The organism is Sphingopyxis sp. 550B, from assembly GCF_057401805.1.
Map to the genome: position 1 here is coordinate 3,838,833 of NZ_CM171610.1, position 16,022 is coordinate 3,854,854.

Sequence of the window (16,022 nt, forward strand, 5' to 3'; positions counted from 1 at the left end):
ACGACGCTCGCTTCACCTTTCCCTAGAAGTCATAGCCCAGCGTCAGGCCGAAGGTTCGCGGCTGGTTGGCGAAGCGCACGACGACATTGGCGTTGCTGGCGACCGCCGACCAATAATATTTGTTGAACAGATTCTTCGACCACAGCGACAGCGACCAGCCGGCCTGCGACTTCAGGCCGAGGCTGGCGTTGACGACGGCGTAGGAATCGACCTTGTAGAGCGGATCGTCCTCGAAGATCGTGTTCGCCTTGCCCTGATAGCGCAGGCTGACCGCGCCATTGGCGCTCAGCGTGTCGGTCACCGGCGTATCATAGGCCGCGACGATGCTGCCCTGGAAGCGCGGGCTGTAGATGAACTCCGCCCCGTCGAAATTCTCCGGCTGGCCGGCGGCGTTGGTGCCGACATAGTCGATCACGCGGGTCTTCAGCCACAGGCCGTTGGCGGCGATCGTCACGCCCTGCGCGGGACGCAGCGTCAGTTCGCCCTCGAAGCCATAGGCCCTCGATTTGGGCACATTGTCGAGGCGCGACAACGCGGTGTAGATCGGATCGGCGAAATAGGTGCTGATCTGCTTGTCCTTGTAATCGTAGTAGAAGGCGGCGAAATTGGCCTGCAGCAGACGGTCGGCCAGCGTCGCCTTCAGCCCCAATTCGTAGGCCGTCAGCTTTTCCTGCGTCACCGGCGCGTTCTGCCGCGCCTTGCTCGCCGCGTTGACCGGCGAGGTGCCCGACTTGTAGCCGCGGGATACCGACGCATAGACCAGCGTGTCGTCGTTCGGCGACCAGTCGAGCACGACGCGCCAGGCGAGGTTGTTCTCGTCCAGCGTCGACACCACCGGACCGAAGCTGTTGGTCGCATCGTCGAAGGTGTTGCACTGCCCCTCCACGATCGGCGCCGGGATGGGCAGCGTGCCCCCCGCCGAGAAGAGGAAGCGGTTCACGATGTTGACGTTCGGCAGCATGCTGCCCTTGTAGTCGCGCGAGCAGCCTACATAGTCCTGCTTGTCCTCGGTATAGCGAAGGCCGACGGTCAGTTTGAGCTGGTCGGTCAGTTCGGCGTCGGCATTTCCGAAGACGCTCCACGTCTTGGTGTTCATCGTGCCGATGTCTTCATAGGTGCGGAACGCCGTCGCCATGTCGGCGGCGGTATAGCCGCCGGAATTGAACGGCGTGTCGAGCAGGTTGACGCCGGGAACGAGGATATAGGGCACCGCGCGGATGAAGCGCGAGTTCGCATTGTCGCCGAGCATTGTGCGGTTGCTGTCGACGATCTTGTCGTGGCCGTAATAGGCGCCGACCAGCCAGTTCAGCGTGCTGGCCTCGCCTTCGAAATGAATTTCCTGCGCAAAGCTCTTGATGCGGCCGTCGGCCTTTTGCAGCAGGATTTCATAGGGCGCGCCGCTCCAGTCGGACAGCGCCTTGCGCTGGAAATCATTGTAGCTGGTCAGGCTGACGAATTTCACCGCATCGGCGACATCCTGATCGACGCGCAGTTTCAGGCCCCAGAAGCGATTGTCTTCGGCGAGGTCGCCGGGCAATCCGGCGCCGCGGCCGACGTCGGCCGATCGCCCCGCCTCGGGCGCCCAGTCCGCCTGGCTCGCCCGGGTCGGGAAATTGCCGGCGATATAATCAGCCAGCCCCGGCGCGTTGAAGAGGTGCGATGCGCTGGTCCCCGTTACCGGGTCGGTCGCCGGGGTGAAGCCGATGCCCTGCCCGGCGACCGTGTCCGACTTGTTCTGCCACCAGGTCACCGACAGGTCGATGCTGGTGCCGGGGCCGGGGTCGATCGCCAGCGAGCCCCGGATGCCCAGCTTGTCGACCTTGCCGAGCCGTTCGACGGGGCGCGAGTTGCTGATCTGCCAGCCCTTGTCGCTGTTCTCGCTGCGCACCGCGATCCGCGCCGCAACCCCTTCGCCGAGCGGCCCCGAGACGTGGCCCGCGAAATTATAGGTCCGGTAGTTCCCGAGTTCGGCGGTGACGCCCGCGTCGAAATGATCGGTCGGCTTGGCGGTGATGAAGTTGATCAGCCCGGCCGTCGTGTTGCGGCCATAGAGCGTGCCCTGCGGCCCCTTCAGCACCTCGACGCGCTCGAGGTCCATGATCGGGCCGGTGTTCATGATCGGATAGGCATAGGCGACCTCGTCGACATAGGTGCCGACGGTCGAGGTCGCAGACAGGTTGATCGTGTTGAAGCCGATGCCGCGCAGCGTATAGGTGGGCACGCCCTGATAGCTTTGCGACACGGTAAAGCTCGGCGCCACCGCGGTCAGGTCGCGCACGTCGGTGACGCGCAGGCTTTCCAGCGTCGCGGCGTCGACCGCCTGCACGGCCATGCCGATGTCGTTCAGCGATTCGGCGCGGCGCTGTGCGGTGACGATGATCTCGCCGTCGGTCCGCGCCGCCGTTTCCGCTTCGACAGCCAGCGCCGGCGGCGCAACCGACAGGCCGGCGGCGGTGCCGGCGAGCAGGAACAGTCGATAGGCCTTCATTCGTCATCTCCCTCAAACGGCTGGCCGATGCGGCTCGTCTTTGCGCGAGCGCCGGCGCGGCCGGACCCTGTCAGAGGATATAATTGCGGCCCCGCTCACAAGCTGGCATCTGTGTCAGTATCGAACCGGGGGAAGAGGATGTGACGGACAAACGGGCGCTTTGCTGGTCGGAACTTCCCGCGCTGATCGCCGACGTGCAGGCGATCGGCGACGCGACGGGCCTTTCCTATATCGCCGCGCAGGCCGACCTCGGCGATCCCGAACCGATGGCCGACGAGCACGGCCGCCCCTATGCGGAGACCAGCTTCCGCTGGATCGATCCGGCCTATGCCTATTGGCGCGACCGCAAGCTGGCGCTGCACGTCGCCTTCCTGACCGCGGCGCGGCTGATCGCCGAGCCTTTCTATTACAGCGACGGGCGGCTCGGCAGCTGGCGCGCGACCGCGCTGCTCGACGCGGTCGATTGCCAGCAAGCGAAGGAGACCCCCAATTTCGGCGAGGCGATCATCGCGCCGGTCCATCTGCCGCGCGGGCTGGTCGGCGCCGTCTTCTGGTGCTCGCGCGAGCCGGTCGGGGTCGAGGCGCTGTTCCGCGCGCATGCCGGCGCGATGCACAACCTCGCGCTGCGCCTCGTCGCGACGCACAACGAGGCGCGGGGCCGGCCGCGCAACGCCACCGTGCCGCAGACGCTGACCCGGCGCGAGGTGCAGTGCCTGCGCTGGGCCGCCGCGGGCAAGACCGATGGCGAGATCGGCATCATCCTGTCGCTGTCGGTGTCGACGGTGCGCTTTCACCTTCGCAACGCCGCCGCCAAGCTGGGCGCCACCGGGCGCGCGCAGTCGATCCAGATCGCCGCCGGGCTGGGCTTCGTCGGCGCGCAGGCCGCCTGACGCATCCGCCAGCTTGGCCGGGTCGGCGCGCCGTTTAGGAACAGGGCATGGACATCGCACTCGAACCCGATCTTCACGCGTTCCGCGACATGGTGCGCGCCTTCCTGGCCGAGCATCTGCCCGAGGAACTGCGCCGCGCCGCCGAGCGCGCGACCAGCGTCTTCATCGATCCCGCCATAACGCTGCCGTGGCAGCGCATCCTGCATGCGCGCGGCTGGGCGGCGCCCGACTGGCCCGAACGGTTCGGGGGACCGGGCTGGAGCGAGATCGAGCGCTATATCTTCGCCGCCGAATGCGTCGCGGCGGGCGCGCCGAACCTCGCGCCGATGGGGCTGAAGATGGTCGCCCCGGTGATCATGCACTATGGATCGCCCGATCAGCAGGCGCATTATCTGCCGCGCATCCTGTCGGGCGAAGATTATTGGTGCCAGGGCTTTTCGGAACCCGGCGCCGGCTCCGACCTCGGCCGGCTTCAGCTTCGCGCGGTCCGCGACGGCGCCGACTATGTCCTCAACGGGTCGAAGATCTGGACGACGCACGCCCATTTCGCGAACCGCATGTTCTGCCTCGTGCGCACGTCGAACGAAGGCAAGCCGCAGGCCGGGATCAGCTTCCTGCTGCTCGACATGCAGTCGCCGGGCATCGGCGTCGAGCCGATCCGCACCCTCGCCGGCGAGCATGAACTGAACCAGGTCTTCTTCGACGACGTCCGCGTCCCCGTCACCAACCGGCTGGGCGAGGAGAATGACGGCTGGTCGGTCGCCAAGCATCTGCTCACCTTCGAACGCGGCGGCAAATATGCGCCGGCCCTGATGGGACAGCTTCGCCGCCTGCGCGGCCACGACGTGCCCGACCCGGTGATCCGGGCGCGGCTCGACCGTGAGGCGGTGACGCTGCGCGCGTTGCAGGCGCTGGAGATGAAGGCGATGCGCGGCCTCGGCGGCGGCGCGGCGCTCTATGCCTCGGCGCTCAAGCTGCTCGGCACCGAAGCGGCGCAGCGCATCGACACGCTGGCGTGCGAAATCGCCGGTCCGGCGGCGTGGAGCGAAGCCGACGGCCAGACGCCGCCGAGCCTTGCGGTCGCGGTGCCGCGCTATCTGAACGGGCGCGCGGCCACCATCTATGCGGGATCGAACGAAATTCAGCGCGACCTGATCGCGCGCCAGATTCTCGGCTGACCGCCGCCTTCAGGCGGCCGCCTCGGCAAAGCGCGCGAGATGCGTGGCCTGCGGCCCCATCGCCGCCGCGATTCCCAGCGCACGCTTGAAACGGCTGCCGAGCGCCAGTTCCTCGGTCAGCCCCATCGCGCCATGGATCTGCACCGCACCTTCGCCGACGATCCGCACCGCGTCCTGCACCTCGACACAGGCCGCGCCGACCGCGGCGGCGCGCTCCGCCTCGTCGCCGTCCACCGACAGCACCGCCAGCTCGGTGAGCGCGGCCGCCTTCATCAGTGCGAGCTGCATGTCGGCGCAGCGGTGGCGCAGCGCCTGAAACGAGCCGATGGGCACGCCGAATTGCCGGCGCTGCCCCATATAGGCGGCGGTGTCTTCGATCATGCGCCGCATCAGCCCGACGGCCTCGCCACACCGCCCCGCCAGCACCATATCGGTGACGATCTCGGTCGCCGCGCGCGCCGCTTCCCCCTCGGCAAGCGCCTCGGCTTCGGCGGGACCGGACGCAAAACCCAGGTCGGCGGTGACGCTGCCGTCGAGCATGATCCGGTGGCGCTGTTCGACGCGGTCGGGGTCGGCGGCGACGAGCAGGACCGCCTGCGGATCGGCGACGACGAACAGGTCGGCCTCGGCCGCGCCGGCGACCAGCGTCGCCAGTCCGCGCAGCCGCCATCCCCCGTCCGCCGCCTCGACGATCGGCATAGCGGCGGCCGTCGCCGGACAGACCAGCGCCGCCCGCTGCCGCCCTTCAGCCAGCGCCCCCAGCGCAGCGTGACCCGGCGCCAGACGCCCGACGAGCCAGGTCGCCGCCGCGTGCGAGAGCCAGTCGGCGCCCGCCAGCGCCGGTCCCAGCTCCGCCATCAGCAGCGCCGTCTCGACCGCGCCGCCACCGAAGCCGCCCGCCGCCTCGGGGATCGTGACGCCGCCAAGGCCGAGCGCAGTCAGGTCGGCCCACCCCACCCGCTCCTTGTCGGCAAGGAAGCGCTGCACGCTGTCGCGCAACATCTGGCGTCCGGCGTCGAGCGGAAGGTCGAGGCCCGCCATCGTCACCCGGCCCGTGCCGCGACGAAATCATATCGGCATGCCGTCATCGTCGTCTCTCCAATCGCTTCCATGCCGGCGCGGCGCATGCGGCCGCCCTTTCCCATTGAGATCATGCCGCTTTGGTCCACGATGCTCTAGCTGGCGAGCGTGTCAGGTCGCGCCGTGGCTAATCGCGGCTTAATCATCGCAACAAGCGCTCGTTAATGGCCATATGACCACTTACGCAACATCATCGAACGAGCCGGTCGGGCGGCTCCTTGGCTGGCTGGGGCTCAAATCCGCGCGGGGGCACGACGATGCCGCCGGTGCGGTGGCGGCCCAAATGGGTGAGGCGCGCGACCGCCCCCATGAAGTGCGAAGTCAACTCGCCCATTCGATCATGTCCTTCCTTCTCGACAACGACCTCGATATTTCGCCCGCCAACCTCGTCCTGGCGCATGGCGCCTTTTCCGGAACCAACCCCAAGCTTGCGCGCCAGTTCGCGGCGCGATCGCAATCGGCAGAGGGGATCACCCAGCCCTGGCTCGACGAGCTGGTCGCGCACGAACCCGAGCAGCAGGGACGCGCCGACCTCGACCGGCTGATGGCCAAACTCGAAACCGATCTCGACAGTTTCCAGGCCAGCACTCGGCAGGCGCGCAGCGTCACCAGCGATTATGGCGTCGAACTGGCGCAGCATGTGTCCGACCTCGAACAGGTCGAGAAGACGGGGCGGATCGTCTCCAACCTCGCCGTGCTGGCGCGCACGATGCTCGAACGCACCCGCAAGGCCGAGGACGACATGCACCGGAGCGAGGAGGAGGCGAAGGCGCTTCGCCGCAGCCTCGCCCGCGCCAAGCGCGATGCCGAGATCGACTATCTGACCGGCCTGCCGAACCGCCGTGCCTTCGAGGCGCTGCTCGATCGCCACCATGGCGAAGCGCGCGCGGCGTGCGAGGCGCTGAGCGTCGCCTTTTGCGACATCGACGAATTCAAGAAGATCAACGATGTGCACGGGCACGACGCCGGCGACCGGGTGATCAAGATGATCGCCGACACGCTCGCGCACATCTCGAATGACCATTGCCATGTCGCGCGCCATGGCGGCGAGGAATTCGTGATGCTGTTCCGCGGCCTGACGCCGAGCGAGGCAGCGAAGCAGCTCGACGACGCGCGTGAGCGGCTGTCTGCGCGCCGCCTGATCAACCGCAAGACCGACGAGCCGTTCGGGCAGATCACCTTTTCCGGCGGGGTGGCCGACGTCTTCGGCTATGCCGATCCGCGCGCGGCGCTGAAAGCCGCCGACGAAGCGCTCTACCGCGCCAAGGAAAGCGGGCGGAACCGCATCGAGATCGCCGCCTGACGAGCCCCGGAGCCGTCAGCCGTGGCGGCTCCAGCGCGCGAAGATCGCAGTGGGCAGCAGCAGTCCGCGCGCCTCCTCGCGCACCGCGAGTTCGCCGCATTCGACCTTGCCGGGCAGATCGGCGAATAGCTGCGCCAGCAGTTCGCCGATCGCCAGCGCCGACATCCGCACCGCATAGACGGTGAGGAACAGCGCGCGGCTGTCGGCGTCGAGCAGGTGGCGGCAATCGGCGAGCAGCGGCGCCAGCCCCTCCTCGATCTGCCAGCGCTCGCCGTTCGGGCCGCGCCCGAACTTGGGCGGGTCGAGCAGAATGGCATCGTAGCGCCGCCCGCGACGCACCTCGCGCGCCGCGAACTTGCCGGCGTCGTCGACGATCCAGCGGATCGGCCGTTCGGCCATGCCGGCGAGCGCGGCATTCTCGCGCGCCTGCGCGACCGATTTCTTCGAGGCGTCGACATGCGTGACCGCCGCACCGGCGGCCGCGAGCGCCTGGCTGCCGACCCCGGTATAGCCGAACAGGTTGAGGAAGGTCGGATCGGTCTTGTCCGCGACCTGTTCGCGCAGCCAGTCCCAGACCGGCGCCATGTCGGGAAAGAAGCCCAGGTGGCGAAAGGGCGTGCAGCTTGCGGTGAAGCGCGCCTCGCGCCAACCGAGCGGCCAGCCTTCGACGGGCACGGGGCGGTGATAATACCAGCGCCCCCCGCCATCCTCGTCCGACGCGGGGACGAACTCCCCGTCGGCCTTGTCCCATTCGGCCTGCCGCAACGCGGGCTGCCACATCGCCTGCGGTTCGGGGCGGATGAAGCGATAGCGGCCATAGCGTTCGAGCTTGCGCCCGCCGCCGCTGTCGACCAGCCCATAATCCTCCCACGCGTCCCCGACGAGCGTCGCCAGGGGCAGCAGGTCAGCCACGGGCGGCTTCCGCCAGGATATGCGCCTTCACCGCGTCATAGTCGCCGGGCAGCTTGCTGTAGCGCTCCTCGCGCTCGAACAGGTTGCCGAGCCGCGGCGGCAGCGCCGGACGCACCCCGGTCGCGCGTTCGACCGCGTCGCGGAACTTCGCGGGATGCGCGGTCGCCAGCGTGACGACGGGTACGTCGCCGTCGATCTCCAGCGCGCGCGCAGCCGCCAGGCCGACGGCGCTGTGCGGGTCGATGATCTGCCCGCCCCGTTCCTGCGCCCAGCGCAGCGCCAGCGTCATACCGTCGGCATCGATCCGCGCGCTGGAGAACAGCGCCTGCGCGCCGGCGCGCATGTCGGCGGGGATCGTCATCGCGCGGCTGCGGTCGAATTCGGCCATCATCCCGGCGATCGCCGCGCCGTCGCGCCCCGACAGGTCGAACAGCAGCCGCTCGAAATTGCTGCTGACCTGGATGTCCATGCTCGGCGTCGCGGTCGGGGTGACGGTGCCCGCGCTGTAATCGCCGCTGGTCAGCGCCCGGTGGAGAATGTCGTTGACGTTGGTCGCGACGACAAGCCGCGCGATCGGCAGCCCCATCTGCGCCGCGACATAGCCCGCGAAGACGTCGCCGAAATTGCCGGTCGGCACGCTGAACGCCACCGGCCGCTCGGGCGCCCCGAGCCGCACGGCGGCATAGAAATAATAGACGACCTGCGCCATCAGCCGCGCCCAATTGATGCTGTTCACCGCCGACAACGTCAGCCGGCTCCGCGCCTCGGCATCGCCGAACAACCGCTTCACCATCGCCTGCGCATCGTCGAAACTGCCGTCGATCGCGATATTATGGACGTTGGGCGCGAGCACGGTGGTCATCTGCCGCCGCTGCACGTCGCTGACCCGGCCTTCGGGGTGGAGCATGAAGATGCGGATATGGTCGCGTCCCGCAACCGCCTCGATCGCCGCCGATCCGGTGTCGCCCGACGTGGCGCCGACGATCGTCAGTTCGGTCTCGCCGCCGCGCAGGAAAGTCTCGAAAAGCTGGCCGAGCAGTTGCAGCGCCACGTCCTTGAAAGCCAGCGTCGGGCCGTGGAAGAGTTCGAGCAGCCAGTGGCGATGGTCGAGCTGGACGAGCGGCGTCACCGCATCGTGCCCGAAGCGGCCGTATGCGGCCTTGCACAGCCCGCGCAGTTCGCCCTCGCTCAGCACGCCGGCGACGAAGGGCGCCATCACCCGCACCGCCGTCTCGACATAATCGAGCCCAGCGAGCGCACGAATCTCGTCGGCCGTCATTTGCGGCCAGCGCGCGGGCACATAGAGGCCGCCGTCGTCGGCGAGGCCGGCAAGTGTGGCGGCACGAAAGTCGAGGGTCGGCGCGGAGCCGCGGGTGCTGATATAATCCATCACGGCCATGCGCCCTAACGGCGCGCCGTCATCGCTGCAAGCGGCGGCGTAGCGCGAGGACGTAAATCGCCACCGCCATCGCGGCGAACAGGAACCATTGCACGGCATAGGCAAGGTGGTTGTTCGGCACGTCGGCGCCCGATGGCACCGCGCTCGCGCGCAGGCCCGGCGCGGGCTGGTCGGCGACGAGCATCGCCCGCGCCGGCACCGCCCTGCCCGTCAAATGCTCGATCAGCCCCGGCTGGTCGGGACCAGGGACGATCGTGCCGGCCACGACGCCGCCCTTCCACGCAGGCGGCGTGAAATCGTCGGCGATGCCGACGTCGACGAGAACGCCCGGCCCCTCGGCGCCGGTTCGGCAGTCGGCGATCATGCGGATGCCGGTCCGGCCGCGGCGGTCGGTGCCGCTGCGCGGGTCCCAGCGGACGGGTTCGAGGCAGACCACGCTGCTCTTGCGGAACAGCAGCGCGTCGGGAACGGGCGGAAGCTCGGGATAGGCGACGCTCGACGCCATCGCCCCGTTGCGCTCGTAGAGCGCGATCAGCGCCTCCTTCTCCCCCTTGCGCTGGAGCTGCCAGACGCCGAGCGCGATCATCACCGCCACCGCCGCCGCGACCAGCAGCGTCGGGATCAGCGGCCAGCGCCGCGCCGGAGTCGCGGGGTCAGTCATCACCGTCCTCGGCGCGGCGCCCTTCGGCCGCCTGGCGCTGGTGCTCGCTGGCGAGCAGCGCCGCCTTGCCGACGCGCAGGCCATAGAGGACCGCGGCGGCGGTCAGCGGCACCCACAGGAGGATATGCACCCACAGCGGCGGCTCGAAGGCGAAATCGAGGCTGAGCGCCGCGGCGATCAGCAGCGCGCCGATGATCAGCGTCAGGAAGGCCGCCGGCCCGTCGCCGACGTTGTAGCGGCCGTAATCGAGCCCGCAGGCGCGGCATCGCGGCCGGAAGCGCGCCGGCCCCTCGAACAGTCCCGACGCCCCGCATTCGGGGCAGAGACCGAAAAGGGCAGCGCGCCAGAGCGGCGGCTGCCCTTGCTGTTTCGGAGCTTCGCCGGGCAAATCAGTGCGCAGCGACCGGAGCGCCCCAGCCGCCCCAGACATAGACGATGATGAACAGGAACAGCCACACGACGTCGACGAAGTGCCAGTACCAGGCCGCGGCCTCGAAACCGAAATGCTGCTGCGGGGTGAAATCGCCCTTGTAGGTGCGGACGAGGCAGACGATCAGGAAAATCGTCCCGACGAGCACGTGGAAACCGTGGAAGCCGGTCGCCATGTAGAAGGCCGAGCTGTAGTTGATCTCGCCGAAGGCAAAGGGCGCCGCCGAATATTCATAGGCCTGGATCGTCGAGAAGATCGCGCCGAGGATGATCGTCAGCCACAGCCCCTTCTTCAGCCCTTCGCGATCGCCGTGGATCAGCGAATGGTGCGCCCAGGTGATCGTCGTGCCCGAGCAGAGCAGGATCAGCGTGTTGAGCAGCGGCAGCGAGAAGGCGTCGATGACGTGGATGCCCTTCGGCGGCCACTGGGTGATCGCCGCCGCGCCGTCCTGGCCGAACAGCGAGCTGACCGCACCGTCCACGATCTCGACCGGCACCGGGAAGAGCGCGAAATCGAACCATGCCCAGAACCAGCCGACGAAAAACATGACTTCCGACGCGATGAACAGGATCATGCCGTAGCGCAGGTGAAGCTGGACGACGGGGGTATGATGCCCCTCGTGCGCTTCCTCGATCACCTTGCTCCACCAGCTGAAGAAGGTGACGATGATGCCGAGAATGCCGAGCCAGAACACCCACTTGCCGGACCCGCCGAAATAATCGGTGTGCATCCACATCACGGCGCCGAAGAACATGACGAGCGCCGCCAGCGAGCCGATCATCGGCCAGACGCTGGGATTGACGAGGTGATAATCGTGATGTTTGGCACCAGCCATGTCGCAGTTCCCGTTTATTGCCCCAGCATCGCGATTCCCCATCGCACCGCCGGTCTGGTTATTAGACTCTCGATCGCGGCCTTAGCTCGCCTTTTTGCCCTCGTCCACAGGGTAGAAGGTATAGCTCAGCGTGATTTCCTGAATGTCGCGCGCGTCGACATCGTCCTTGATCTTTGGATCGACGAAGAACAGCACCGGCATGCGAATCCGCTCGCCCGGCTGCAGCACCTGCTCGGTGAAGCAGAAGCACTGGATCTTCGTGAAATACTTGCCCGCCTGGTCGGGCGTGACGTTGAAGGTCGCGGTGCCGGTGATCGGATGCGGCGAATTATTCTCGGCAATGAAGATCGCCATGTCGCGCGCGCCGATGCTCACCGTGTCGCGCGGCCGTTCAGGATGGAATTTCCACGGCAGCTTCGGCGAGACGTTGGCGTCGAAGCGCACCGAGATGGTGTCGCTGAGCACCTGCGGCTCCTCGGCAGCGGCGGCGGGGTCATAACGCTGCGTCGTGCCGTTGAAGCCGGTGACGCGGCAGAAGAGATTGTAGAGCGGCACCGCCGCGAAGCCGAGCCCGATCATCATGACCGCGACCAGTCCCGCGAGCATCGCGGTCCGCAGATTCTTGCTGTCCGTCATCCCATTCGCGCCATCGTGATGAAGAAGAAAAGCAGCGCCAGTCCGCCCAGAATCCAGCCGGTCAGATTGGCCCGGCTGCGCTGGCGGCGGCGATATTCGGCCTCGTCGAAAGGCTCTTGCGTCGGTTCGTCTGTCATAGCGGCCACATATGGTCGACGACGATCGCGCCGAACAGGATGAAAAGATAGGCGACGGAAAAAGCGAAGAGCCGCTTTTCGGGCTGCATGCGGTCGTTCTCGGCCGAACGGCGCAATCCGACCTGCGCCGACAGCAGCACGAACAGCGCCGACAGGATCGCCGCGGTCCAGCCATAGAGCGCGCCGGCATAGCCGAGCGGCCACGGCGCGACCGCCGCGACGGCCATGATGATCGCATAGAACAGGATCTGCCGCCGCGTCGACGTCTCGCCCGCGACCACGGGCATCATCGGGATGCCAGCGGCGGCATAGTCCGACCGCACGAACAGCGCGAGCGCCCAGAAATGCGGCGGCGTCCACAGAAAGATCAGCAGGAAGAGCAGCACCGGCAGCGGCGCGACATGGCCCGTCGCGGCGACCCAGCCGATCAGCGGCGGAAAGGCGCCCGCCGCCCCGCCGATCACGATATTCTGCGGCGTCCGCGGCTTGAGCCACATCGTATAGACGATGACGTAGAAGAGGATCGACACGGTCAGCAGCGCCGCCGCCTGCCAGTTGGCGGCGAACAGCATCAGGAACACCGAGAAGGCGGCAAGCCCGACGCCGAACTGCAGCGCCGTCTGCGGATCGAGCCGGCCGGCGGGCAGCGGGCGTCCGGCGGTGCGCTTCATCTTCGCGTCGAGCGCCGCCTCATACCATTGATTGAGTGCCCCCGACGCCCCCGCCCCCAGCGCGATCGCGAGGATCGACGCGAAGGCGAGCACCGGATGGATATGCCCCGGCGCCGCGAGCAGCCCGCACGCCGCCGTGAAGACGACGAGCGACATGACGCGCGGCTTGGTCAGCGCGAACAGGTCGCGCCAGTCGGCGGGAAGCGCCGTACCGGCATGGGTCAGGCTGTGCGTCATATCGGACATGTTAACCTTTTCGGTCCGTCATTGCGACCCCGGCGAAAACCGAGGGTCGGCGATCTAGAGTAGCGAAAACTCGCTCTGGACTGCTCCACCCGGATCAGGTCCGGGGCTGCGATGACGACTTCGATACGCTCACACATTCCAAAAACCGGCCTTGAAAGAGACGCCCCCTGCCAAGGTGCCGGCAGGGGGCAGAACCCGATCAGGCGATACGCGGCAGTTCGTTGAACTGGTGGAAGGGCGGCGGGCTCGACAGCGTCCATTCGAGCGTCGTCGCGCCTTCGCCCCACGGATTGGCGGCGGCCTTCTTGCCCGCGACATAGGCATAGACGATGTTCGCGAAGAAGAAGAGCATCCCGACGGCCATGATCGCATAGCCGATCGACGAGATGTGGTGCCAATAGGTGAAGGCTTCCGCATAGTCGGGATAGCGGCGCGGCATGCCCTGCTGCCCCAGGAAGTGCTGCGGGAAGAACAGGACGTTCACGCCGATGAAGAAGATCCAGAAATGGAGCTGCCCCAGCACTTCGCTGTACATCCGGCCCGACATCTTCGGGAACCAGTAATAGAAGCCCGCGAAGAGCGAGAAGACCGCGCCCAGCGACAGCACATAGTGGAAGTGCGCGACGACATAATAGGTGTCGTGCAGGTTGGTGTCGACACCGCCGTTGGCGAGGACGACGCCGGTCACGCCGCCGACGGTGAACATGAAGATGAAGCCCAGCGCCCAGAGCATCGGCGTCTTGAAGCTCAGCGAGCCGCCCCACATGGTGGCGATCCAGCTGAAGATCTTGATGCCGGTCGGGACCGCGATGACCATCGTCGCCGCGGTGAAATACATCTTCAGGTTGACGCTCATGCCGACGGTGAACATGTGGTGCGCCCACACGATGAAGCCGACGACGCCGATCGCGACCATGGCATAGGCCATGCCGAGATAGCCGAACACCGGCTTGCGGCTGAAGGTCGAGATGACCTGGCTGATGATGCCGAAGCCCGGCAGCACCATGATGTAGACCTCCGGGTGGCCGAAGAACCAGAACAGGTGCTGGTAGAGCACCGGATCGCCGCCGCCCGTCGCGTCATAGAAGGTGGTGCCGAAATTGCGGTCGGTCAGCAGCATGGTGATCGCCGCGGCGAGGACCGGCAGCGACAGCAGCAGCAGGAAGGCGGTGACGAGCACCGACCAGACGAACAGCGGCATCTTGTGGAGCGTCATGCCCGGTGCGCGCATGTTGAAGATGGTGGTGATGAAGTTGATCGCGCCGAGGATCGACGCCGCACCCGCGAGGTGGACCGAGAAGATCACCATGTCGACCGCCGGGCCGACCGATCCGCTGGTCGACAGCGGCGCATAGAGCGTCCAGCCCGTGCCTGCGCCGAGCCCGCTGCCGCCGGGGACGAACATCGACCCGACGAGCAGGACGAACGCCACCGTGGTCAGCCAGTAGCTGACGTTGTTCATGCGCGGGAAGGCCATGTCGGGCGCGCCGATCATCAGCGGCACGAACCAGTTGCCGAATCCGCCGATAATCGCCGGCATCACCATGAAGAAGATCATGATCAGCCCGTGCGCGGTGATCAGCACGTTCCAGAAATGCTTCGCCTGCGTATCACCCGCGGCCGGATCGAAGAACTGCGCCCAGCCGTGGAGATACTGGATGCCCGGCTCCGCAAGCTCGAGGCGCATCATCCCCGACATCACGCCGCCGATGATGCCCGCGAAGATCGCGAAGATCAGGTAGAGCGTCCCGATGTCCTTGTGGTTCGTCGAGAGGAACCAGCGGGTGAAGAAACCAGGCACATGATCATGCTCGTCATGCGCATGATCGTGGCCGTGGACGGGTGCAGTCGCTGCGATATCGGTCATCTGTCGGACCCCTTGTCTTAATTCTTGGCTGCCGGAACGGCGGCGGGCGCTGCCGCCGGCGCGGCTTCGGTGGTGGCGGGGACCGGACCGGTCGGCGCCGGCGCGGCCGCGGCGGGCGCCGCGGCTTCAGCGCCGTCGGGGTTGCCACCGCGCGAGCGGACCCACGCCTTCCACTTGTCCATCGGCAGCGCTTCGACCGCGATCGGCATATAGCCGTGATCGACACCGCACAGTTCCGAGCACTGGCCGTAATAGACGCCCGGCTTGGTCACGGTGAAGGTCGTTTCGTTGGCGCGGCCCGGCACCGCGTCCATCTTGATCCAGAAGGACGGCACCGCGAAGCTGTGGATCACGTCAGCGCCGGTGATGATCAGCTTCACCTGCTGCCCGACGGGAACGACCATGCGGTTGTCGACCGCCAGATGATAGGGTTCGCCCGCGGCCGTCGCCTGCTCGGGCGTCAGCATCTTCGACACATATTCGCCGATGCCCTGGTCGGGATAGGCATAGCCCCAATACCATTGATAGCCGGTGACCTTGACCGTCAGCGCATCCTTCTTCGGCGGTTCGTACTGCGCCGCGAGCAGGCGGATCGACGGCACCGCGATCACCGCGAGGATCAGCACGGGAACCGCGGTCCAGATCACTTCGATGATCGTGTTGTGCGAAGTCTTCGAAGGTTCGGGATTGGCGCTGGCGCGATAGCGGACGACCACCCAGAGCAGCAGGCCGAGCACCAGCAGCGAAATGGCGGTGATGACCGGGAGCAGGATGTGGTGGCTGAGGCCATAGGCCTTCTGGCCGAGCACGCTGGCCTGCGGCTGGAAGTTCAGCCCGCCGTCGACCGGCTGCCCGACGCCCGGGACGGGCTTCATCGGCACATAGGTCGCGTCGCCGGCCGGCACCGCGGCCGCGTCCGTCGCGGGCGCCGCCGCGTCGGTCACGGCGGGCGCCGGAGTCGCGACCGGCGTCGCCGCCGGCGCCTCGACCGGTGCGGCGGCGGGAGCCTGCGCCTGCACCACGCCCATGGTGCCGAACGATAAAGCCGCTGCAATTACAAGGGTTTTCAAACTCTTCATAAGAATGGTGCCGCCCGTTGCCTATATTGTTCCCGATATCCAGCCTCGTCCCATCCGACCGCGGATCGCGGATCGCCGATGCCAACGAACGGGCTGAATCTCGCGGGCGCTATAGACCCGCTTGCCGCTTGCCTCAAGCATCTCTAACACTATTTTGCGGCTCGCAAATCTTGGCGACCCCAACCCGCTTCGAAAAAAGCGGGACAACAG

At 67.1% G+C, this 16,022-nt stretch carries 15 protein-coding genes; 3 read left to right on the forward strand and 12 right to left on the reverse strand.

Annotated elements, in window-relative coordinates; all coding sequences use genetic code 11:
- Positions 1 to 22 precede the first annotated feature (22 nt).
- On the reverse strand, positions 23 to 2,488 hold the full coding sequence (locus AC2S9W_RS17740) for a TonB-dependent receptor (RefSeq protein WP_486571369.1): 2,466 nt from the start codon (positions 2,486 to 2,488) through the stop codon (positions 23 to 25).
- A gap of 140 nt (positions 2,489 to 2,628) precedes the next feature.
- On the opposite strand from AC2S9W_RS17740, the gene AC2S9W_RS17745 reads away from it, so the two are divergent.
- The gene (locus AC2S9W_RS17745; RefSeq protein WP_486571370.1) at positions 2,629 to 3,378 is read left to right on the forward strand and encodes a helix-turn-helix transcriptional regulator; all 750 of its coding nucleotides are present in this window, start codon (positions 2,629 to 2,631) and stop codon (positions 3,376 to 3,378) included.
- Positions 3,379 to 3,425: 47 nt separating this feature from the next.
- Positions 3,426 to 4,556: an acyl-CoA dehydrogenase family protein gene (locus AC2S9W_RS17750; RefSeq protein WP_486571371.1), complete on the forward strand. Its 1,131-nt coding sequence runs from the start codon at positions 3,426 to 3,428 to the stop codon at positions 4,554 to 4,556.
- A 9-nt stretch (positions 4,557 to 4,565) separates the two neighbouring features.
- Here AC2S9W_RS17750 and AC2S9W_RS17755 read toward each other — a convergent pair whose 3' ends face one another.
- Complete coding sequence (locus AC2S9W_RS17755; RefSeq protein ID WP_486572102.1) at positions 4,566 to 5,597, reverse strand: acyl-CoA dehydrogenase family protein; 1,032 nt, start codon at positions 5,595 to 5,597, stop codon at positions 4,566 to 4,568.
- Positions 5,598 to 5,808: 211 nt separating this feature from the next.
- Here AC2S9W_RS17755 and AC2S9W_RS17760 point away from each other — a divergent pair, with 211 nt between their 5' ends.
- On the forward strand, positions 5,809 to 6,939 hold the full coding sequence (locus AC2S9W_RS17760) for a GGDEF domain-containing protein (RefSeq protein WP_234002445.1): 1,131 nt from the start codon (positions 5,809 to 5,811) through the stop codon (positions 6,937 to 6,939).
- Positions 6,940 to 6,954: 15 nt separating this feature from the next.
- Here AC2S9W_RS17760 and AC2S9W_RS17765 read toward each other — a convergent pair whose 3' ends face one another.
- The 10 genes from AC2S9W_RS17765 to coxB all read right to left on the reverse strand — a co-directional run bounded on the left by AC2S9W_RS17765 (position 6,955) and on the right by coxB (position 15,812).
- Positions 6,955 to 7,839, reverse strand: coding sequence for a class I SAM-dependent methyltransferase (locus AC2S9W_RS17765; RefSeq protein WP_486572103.1), 885 nt, complete (start codon positions 7,837 to 7,839; stop codon positions 6,955 to 6,957).
- Between the two features lie 4 nt (positions 7,840 to 7,843).
- Positions 7,844 to 9,241: a threonine synthase gene (gene thrC, locus AC2S9W_RS17770; protein ID WP_486571372.1), complete on the reverse strand. Its 1,398-nt coding sequence runs from the start codon at positions 9,239 to 9,241 to the stop codon at positions 7,844 to 7,846.
- 28 nt (positions 9,242 to 9,269) lie between these two features.
- Positions 9,270 to 9,911, reverse strand: coding sequence for an SURF1 family protein (locus AC2S9W_RS17775; protein ID WP_067108872.1), 642 nt, complete (start codon positions 9,909 to 9,911; stop codon positions 9,270 to 9,272).
- Complete coding sequence (locus AC2S9W_RS17780) at positions 9,904 to 10,299, reverse strand: DUF983 domain-containing protein (protein WP_067185036.1); 396 nt, start codon at positions 10,297 to 10,299, stop codon at positions 9,904 to 9,906. The genes AC2S9W_RS17775 and AC2S9W_RS17780 overlap by 8 nt, the downstream gene beginning before the upstream one ends.
- A 1-nt stretch (position 10,300) precedes the next feature.
- Positions 10,301 to 11,176: a cytochrome c oxidase subunit 3 gene (locus AC2S9W_RS17785; RefSeq protein WP_067108880.1), complete on the reverse strand. Its 876-nt coding sequence runs from the start codon at positions 11,174 to 11,176 to the stop codon at positions 10,301 to 10,303.
- Positions 11,177 to 11,257: 81 nt separating this feature from the next.
- Positions 11,258 to 11,812, reverse strand: a complete 555-nt coding sequence (locus tag AC2S9W_RS17790; RefSeq protein ID WP_067108881.1) for a cytochrome c oxidase assembly protein — start codon at positions 11,810 to 11,812, stop codon at positions 11,258 to 11,260.
- A complete protein-coding gene (locus tag AC2S9W_RS17795) occupies positions 11,809 to 11,949 on the reverse strand; it encodes a hypothetical protein (protein ID WP_169799671.1) in 141 nt (46 codons plus the stop codon). The genes AC2S9W_RS17790 and AC2S9W_RS17795 overlap by 4 nt, the downstream gene beginning before the upstream one ends.
- The gene (locus tag AC2S9W_RS17800; protein ID WP_486572104.1) at positions 11,946 to 12,857 is read right to left on the reverse strand and encodes a heme o synthase; all 912 of its coding nucleotides are present in this window, start codon (positions 12,855 to 12,857) and stop codon (positions 11,946 to 11,948) included. The genes AC2S9W_RS17795 and AC2S9W_RS17800 overlap by 4 nt, the downstream gene beginning before the upstream one ends.
- 208 nt (positions 12,858 to 13,065) lie before the next feature.
- Positions 13,066 to 14,733 (reverse strand): cytochrome c oxidase subunit I, encoded by a 1,668-nt coding sequence (gene ctaD, locus AC2S9W_RS17805; protein ID WP_067108883.1) that lies wholly within the window; start codon positions 14,731 to 14,733, stop codon positions 13,066 to 13,068.
- Between the two features lie 17 nt (positions 14,734 to 14,750).
- The gene (coxB, locus tag AC2S9W_RS17810) at positions 14,751 to 15,812 is read right to left on the reverse strand and encodes a cytochrome c oxidase subunit II (protein WP_076076181.1); all 1,062 of its coding nucleotides are present in this window, start codon (positions 15,810 to 15,812) and stop codon (positions 14,751 to 14,753) included.
- Positions 15,813 to 16,022: the final 210 nt, after the last annotated feature.

Bases quoted from the DNA above. Each gene is read 5' to 3' on its own strand.
- AC2S9W_RS17740 (WP_486571369.1), bottom strand. From the start codon at position 2,488: ATGAAGGCCTATCGACTGTTCCTGCTCGCCGGCACCGCCGCCGGCCTG.
- ctaD (WP_067108883.1), bottom strand. From the start codon at position 14,733: ATGACCGATATCGCAGCGACTGCACCCGTCCACGGCCACGATCATGCG.
- AC2S9W_RS17760 (WP_234002445.1), top strand. From the start codon at position 5,809: ATGACCACTTACGCAACATCATCGAACGAGCCGGTCGGGCGGCTCCTT.
- AC2S9W_RS17750 (WP_486571371.1), top strand. From the start codon at position 3,426: ATGGACATCGCACTCGAACCCGATCTTCACGCGTTCCGCGACATGGTG.
- thrC (WP_486571372.1), bottom strand. From the start codon at position 9,241: ATGGATTATATCAGCACCCGCGGCTCCGCGCCGACCCTCGACTTTCGT.
- AC2S9W_RS17775 (WP_067108872.1), bottom strand. From the start codon at position 9,911: ATGACTGACCCCGCGACTCCGGCGCGGCGCTGGCCGCTGATCCCGACG.
- AC2S9W_RS17800 (WP_486572104.1), bottom strand. From the start codon at position 12,857: ATGACGCACAGCCTGACCCATGCCGGTACGGCGCTTCCCGCCGACTGG.
- AC2S9W_RS17790 (WP_067108881.1), bottom strand. From the start codon at position 11,812: ATGACGGACAGCAAGAATCTGCGGACCGCGATGCTCGCGGGACTGGTC.
- AC2S9W_RS17795 (WP_169799671.1), bottom strand. From the start codon at position 11,949: ATGACAGACGAACCGACGCAAGAGCCTTTCGACGAGGCCGAATATCGC.
- coxB (WP_076076181.1), bottom strand. From the start codon at position 15,812: ATGAAGAGTTTGAAAACCCTTGTAATTGCAGCGGCTTTATCGTTCGGC.
- AC2S9W_RS17785 (WP_067108880.1), bottom strand. From the start codon at position 11,176: ATGGCTGGTGCCAAACATCACGATTATCACCTCGTCAATCCCAGCGTC.
- AC2S9W_RS17755 (WP_486572102.1), bottom strand. From the start codon at position 5,597: ATGGCGGGCCTCGACCTTCCGCTCGACGCCGGACGCCAGATGTTGCGC.